Genomic DNA, 4854 nt, shown 5'->3' on the forward strand with positions numbered 1-4854 from the left:
ATCTTCCAACAACACAGCTACAACCCCAAACCCTTACAAAAATACCTAAACTCCTTGCGCCTCATCTCCATTGACAACGCCCCCTGTGTGTATCTCAACGCCGGCGACAAACTCCAGTTATTTAAATCCAGCAATGCCCTATGTCTAGCCTTGCAAACCAACCTAACAAAGGAATTTAAATGATCCGCCTACTCCTCCTAACTCTCTTGCTCTTAAATCTGCAGGGCAAAGAAAATACACCGACCATCGTTGTCCAAATAGACAACCCCAAAGAATCCCTAAGCAACCCCACCCCCTCTTTTATCCAACTACTCACAACCCTACAGCAGATCATACAAACAGCCTCGCAAAAAGTGCTAAAAATCCCTGCCTTCCAAAACAAAGAATATATACCCGATGCCGCCTACTTAAGCGCGTTGCAGATTAATTGGGATCAAGACAAAATATGGAAACTAGCGCGTGCGGGCATGGATCAAGTGCCCTTGTTTGAGACTTTTAACCCTATTAATGCATATGAGCAAGATTTTTTAGAACATACCAAAACATTTGAAGCCATGCATTTGATTAGTCTATTAAATGATGACCCACCCTCTCAGATTGCTAAAAACTTCTTAGGGTTTCTCAACTTTTTCTACAAACCCTTTTTTGAGGCAAAAAGAGGGGGTTTAGAAATAGATGCCTATTTGCGCTATCTTGAAGAAAGCCTAGCCTCTCAACGCCCTTTAGATGCCTACCATGTGTTAGGAAATTATGGCTCTAGCATGGAATATTATGCCTCTTTTAATCCCGAGGGCATTTCTAAAGATTTGGTTGGTGATGTGGGTTATCTTTATCAATCTTATGAGGATTTTTTGAGTGCCTCTAATGCTCGCTTTAAGGTGTTGGTCGCCTCCATGTTAAATCAAGATGCCGGCAACATGCAAGAGAGAGGACTCTTTAATACAAACCTCATGGCTAAACCCCAACTCTCTGTGCTTAAAGACATCCCTAACCTCTATATGGTGCGTGTGTTGCAGGTGATCAAGGACATTGATGCCTATGTGGATTTACAAGACATCACACCCCAAATCCTGCACAAACGCCCCACAATTTGCCTCAACCCCAACTATTTAAACCCAGCACTCAAGCAAGCATGCCAAACTCTCTTAAGCCAGCCCCATCCTGAATTTAAAGCGCAGCTGGAGTTATTAGGGATTCTCATTATGGACAATAAACCCTGCGTGGCTTTAGATGCCAACCAACAACCCCTCTTTTTCCACACCAAAGACGCTTTTTGCCAAGCCCTGCAAACTAACTTAAAGGAGTTTTAATGCGTTTTCTTGTTATTGCCCTCTTGTTAGGGACTTTGGGGGCAACCACCCCGCCCGTTTTACTAGATATTGCCCAAAAACTAGAAAGCACGATGGCAACTGCTGAAGCCAATGCACCCCAAGAGGACATTGCTCGGAATGACGCTGTGATCGATTCTTTGCCCGTTGTGAAAAAACTTGGAGAGGATTTTTTAAATCAAGTCCCCCTCTTGCAGGAGTTCAAGCCCCGTAACAAGCAAGAGGCACATTTTGTAAGCGAGCTTAAAAACTTCGAAATGCTCCATCTTGTTGCCTTGATTAGGGGTTACACGACATATAAAACTCCCCCCTTATCTCAAGTCATAAATGACTACTTAAAAGTGCTGGATTTTATCTATGCTCCTTTGATTGAGGCACACAAGCAAGGTTTGGATTTAAATGTCTATGTTAAGACCCTAAGCGCACTCCCTATTAAGTCTGCAAACTGGGATAAAATGGTGCAATATTTTATCGACAACCAGCAGATCAGCCCCAAGCCTGTATTGCCTGTTCAAGCCTTTTTTGAGGATTTTAAAATCGTGGAATTGGCTTACCGCTTAATTGGGGGAGGTCAAGCCCTCTTGGGCGAGAGTCAAGAGTGGTATTATGCGGATATTTATGCGGCAAAAAAGCTAGGCATTGGCGAAGATGGCGTTACTGATGTAATTGTTGATGCAAAGGACTACCAAAAACGCTACGCCCTCTATTATGCCCAATATGGTGTGAGGCTCGCTGAGTTTCTCTATGAGAGCTATTACTACACCTTTGATGATCCCCTCTCTAGCCCGCAACTAGATGTAGCGACTTTGCAAAAACACCCCCAACTTTGCTTCAAGCCCGTCTATTTACGCCAAAAATTCAAACAGGCTTGTTTAGACATCTTTGCTAAACGCACTTACGCACCCCAAGCCCTAGAGAACTATTTAAAAATTATCCCCCTTGTCAGTGTAAATAACACCCCGTGTTTAGCCCGCAACCCACAAGGCAAAATCCAAAAATTCCAATCTAACAACCCTTTTTGTGTGGCACTGCAGAGCGCACTCTGAGGCGTGCCTTTTGTGGGCTTAAAATTGTCTTGATTAAGGGGTTTTTCTGAGATTAAGTAATATTGATCTGCCTCTTTGCTCGCATGCACACTCCCCAAGCAACACCAACCAAGCCCTTAAGCCCCAAAGCCATATTGTGGGGTTTAGATTTGTAGAAACCAGCGGGTATTGCCATATAATTTAGCATGTGTTGGGCTTGCTCATTATGGAGCATCCTTTCAAACTACATCGTTTCGTTGTTAGGAGCATAAAATGAAAAAGACGACATTATTTTGCTTGGAATTGGTGCTCATGCCCTTTGTTACTTTTGCAGCGCGCCTTTTCTTTTACATGCTGGTTCTTTGTATTGTTCTTGATCGTAAGGTTCCATGTTGAAAACTTTTCTCTTGTTCTTGAGGTTAGTGTTGATATTCCGTATCATTTTGTTTGTGTATGATAGGTTGGGTTTGGAGCGTTACAGCAAGTGGATCAAGCGCATATATCGGTTTTATTTAGGGTTTTGCTGGGCATAACACCCTTTTTGACACTTTTTTATGGGCTAGAGTGGGGGCAGATTAGCTTATTTTTAGGTATGAGATTTTAGCACTTTTGAGCGCACCCCTTTGTAGTTTGCGTTCTTTTGCACTGATTTATGTTAGGCTTGGAAGGGGCTTGTTTGGCGTTTTCTAGACTTAATGGGGTGATTTTAGTAGGTTGTCCCAGCTAGCTATGATAACTCTTGGAGAAATTTTTACCAAGCTATGCTAGAGCCAAAAGACTAGAAAGATGGATAGAATAAAAATATCGTATATTAAGCGATAAGAATTTGCAATCGTAAGACCTCTGAGGGGCGGACTTTGATGATACCAAAATCCCCTAGCTTTAGCTATGGGGAGTATGTCAAAGTCAATATACTCAAGGACCTAGGCAAGCAAACTATACAAGTGCCCCAATCTAAAATCATGGCTGACACACTCAGCTTAAGAGTTATAGAGCAATCTGCATAAATTGCAAACATACGCCCCCACGATTCCAAACTCGACACTTCTTTAAAACAAGCCCTGAGCTACCAGTTGTTCCCATCTCTGAGCGATATTCAAGATTGGAAGCTTTGCATCGATCAGGTCTTTGATGTGGATCAACTAGAAACGCCTAAAAACCCTTAAAATTATTTGCCATTGCACAAAGACCTAGTGTGTGCCTTGCTAGGCGCGCTCCTAGACTCTTTGTTCCAACAAACCTATCTCAACGCCCTTAAAAAGCCTCTGACTAATCTTTATCAAAACCTAAAAAGCTACTTGAAAACCCAACGCTTTTTAAATGTAGAGAATACCCCCTATGTATATTCAAATCTGTATGATAAAGTCTAAACTTTCAAATCTGATAATGCAATCTGTGTGGCGTTGCAAAAACATTTGCTAAGTCCCCTATAACCTATGGGCATCAACCTATACTGATAAAATACAGCAGGCTTGCGCACTTGTTGTAGCAAAGAAAAAATATAAATAGCTAAAACCTACCTCAGTTTGCTAGTTTCTGTCAAGCCAACACTATCCCCTTCTTCACAGACTCTAATCTCATCCAAAACCCTTTGAATCCCCAGCCAAAAATAACAAACTCTCACTTAAAAGCCTCTCTTGGGGGTTTGGGGGGCTTTTGCCCCCAAGGATAAAATCTTTATGATAGCCAAGCGTGAGCTTGACCTACTAATTCTACAAAACACGCATTTTTAATGCAGACAAAATTCAGTTTAAACACTACGATCCAAGTTATAGACAAGAGAGAATTTTTATCAAAGACAAAAAAGCCACTTGAGCAACTACAATAAAAGCCGTCATTGCTCTAAATTTATTCCACAATCTACGCAACCGCTGTTACCATTGGGAAAATATCACAAAAACAAGAATAGGAGAAGATGGTAAAATCTATCCGAGACTGACAACCAAGATATTCAACATTTCCGTAGGGATATACCCTAACAAAATAGAAAGATTCTTAAACGACCTATTGATGGCTTTTAGTAAAGATTTATCAGAATATGCCAATCACTCACAAAGTAAGTAATTGACCGGCGAGAGTCCGCCCTACGAATTGCGGATAGGTTGTAACATATTGCTTATAAAAGCCTACTGAAATCGGTAAGTTTTTCTTTTAGATTAAATCCACGCTGTCGTATTTATCAAAATGCTTAACACAATATGACAAAATACAACATAATTACTGTATTGTATAAAAGTGACTAATAGACATTCTAACCACTATCCTCTGCTCTGTATCTAGCCAAATGAAGCACAATTCCAAAGCTTCGTCCATCGAACATACACAAATACGTGCAAATAAAACAAGAACGCTTATCATCTCACTCTGCAAAATGCCCTAAAAAATCACTCTTTGAGGGGCGATTTTTGTATATACAAAATCCTTTAAAGTGCCTATTTTAGGGACTTAATCCCTATAAAAATGTCTGACATTTGTCAGACATTTGTTAGACAAAGTAAAAT

The 4854-nt window shown here is 40.9% G+C and carries 5 protein-coding genes; all 5 read left to right on the forward strand.

Translation table 11 applies throughout. From position 1 onward, the window contains the following. A partial coding sequence (locus C5684_RS08245; RefSeq protein WP_104640005.1) for a hypothetical protein occupies positions 1–183 on the forward strand: 183 nt, incomplete at its 5' end. Beyond that, positions 180–1310, forward strand: a complete 1131-nt coding sequence (locus tag C5684_RS08250; protein ID WP_104640006.1) for a hypothetical protein — start codon at positions 180–182, stop codon at positions 1308–1310. The genes C5684_RS08245 and C5684_RS08250, both read left to right, overlap by 4 nt. Further along, positions 1310–2374 (forward strand): hypothetical protein, encoded by a 1065-nt coding sequence (locus C5684_RS08255; protein ID WP_104640007.1) that lies wholly within the window; start codon positions 1310–1312, stop codon positions 2372–2374. The genes C5684_RS08250 and C5684_RS08255 overlap by 1 nt, the downstream gene beginning before the upstream one ends. Positions 2375–3210: 836 nt before the next feature. Next, complete coding sequence (locus C5684_RS09195) at positions 3211–3360, forward strand: hypothetical protein (protein ID WP_158650223.1); 150 nt, start codon at positions 3211–3213, stop codon at positions 3358–3360. 195 nt (positions 3361–3555) lie between these two features. Continuing rightward, a complete protein-coding gene (locus C5684_RS09200; RefSeq protein WP_199764530.1) occupies positions 3556–3723 on the forward strand; it encodes a hypothetical protein in 168 nt (55 codons plus the stop codon). The last annotated feature ends 1131 nt before the right edge of the window (positions 3724–4854 follow it).

Origin of the sequence: Helicobacter bizzozeronii (assembly GCF_900196775.1) — a bacterium.
In the GTDB taxonomy this organism is placed as follows: domain Bacteria; phylum Campylobacterota; class Campylobacteria; order Campylobacterales; family Helicobacteraceae; genus Helicobacter; species Helicobacter bizzozeronii.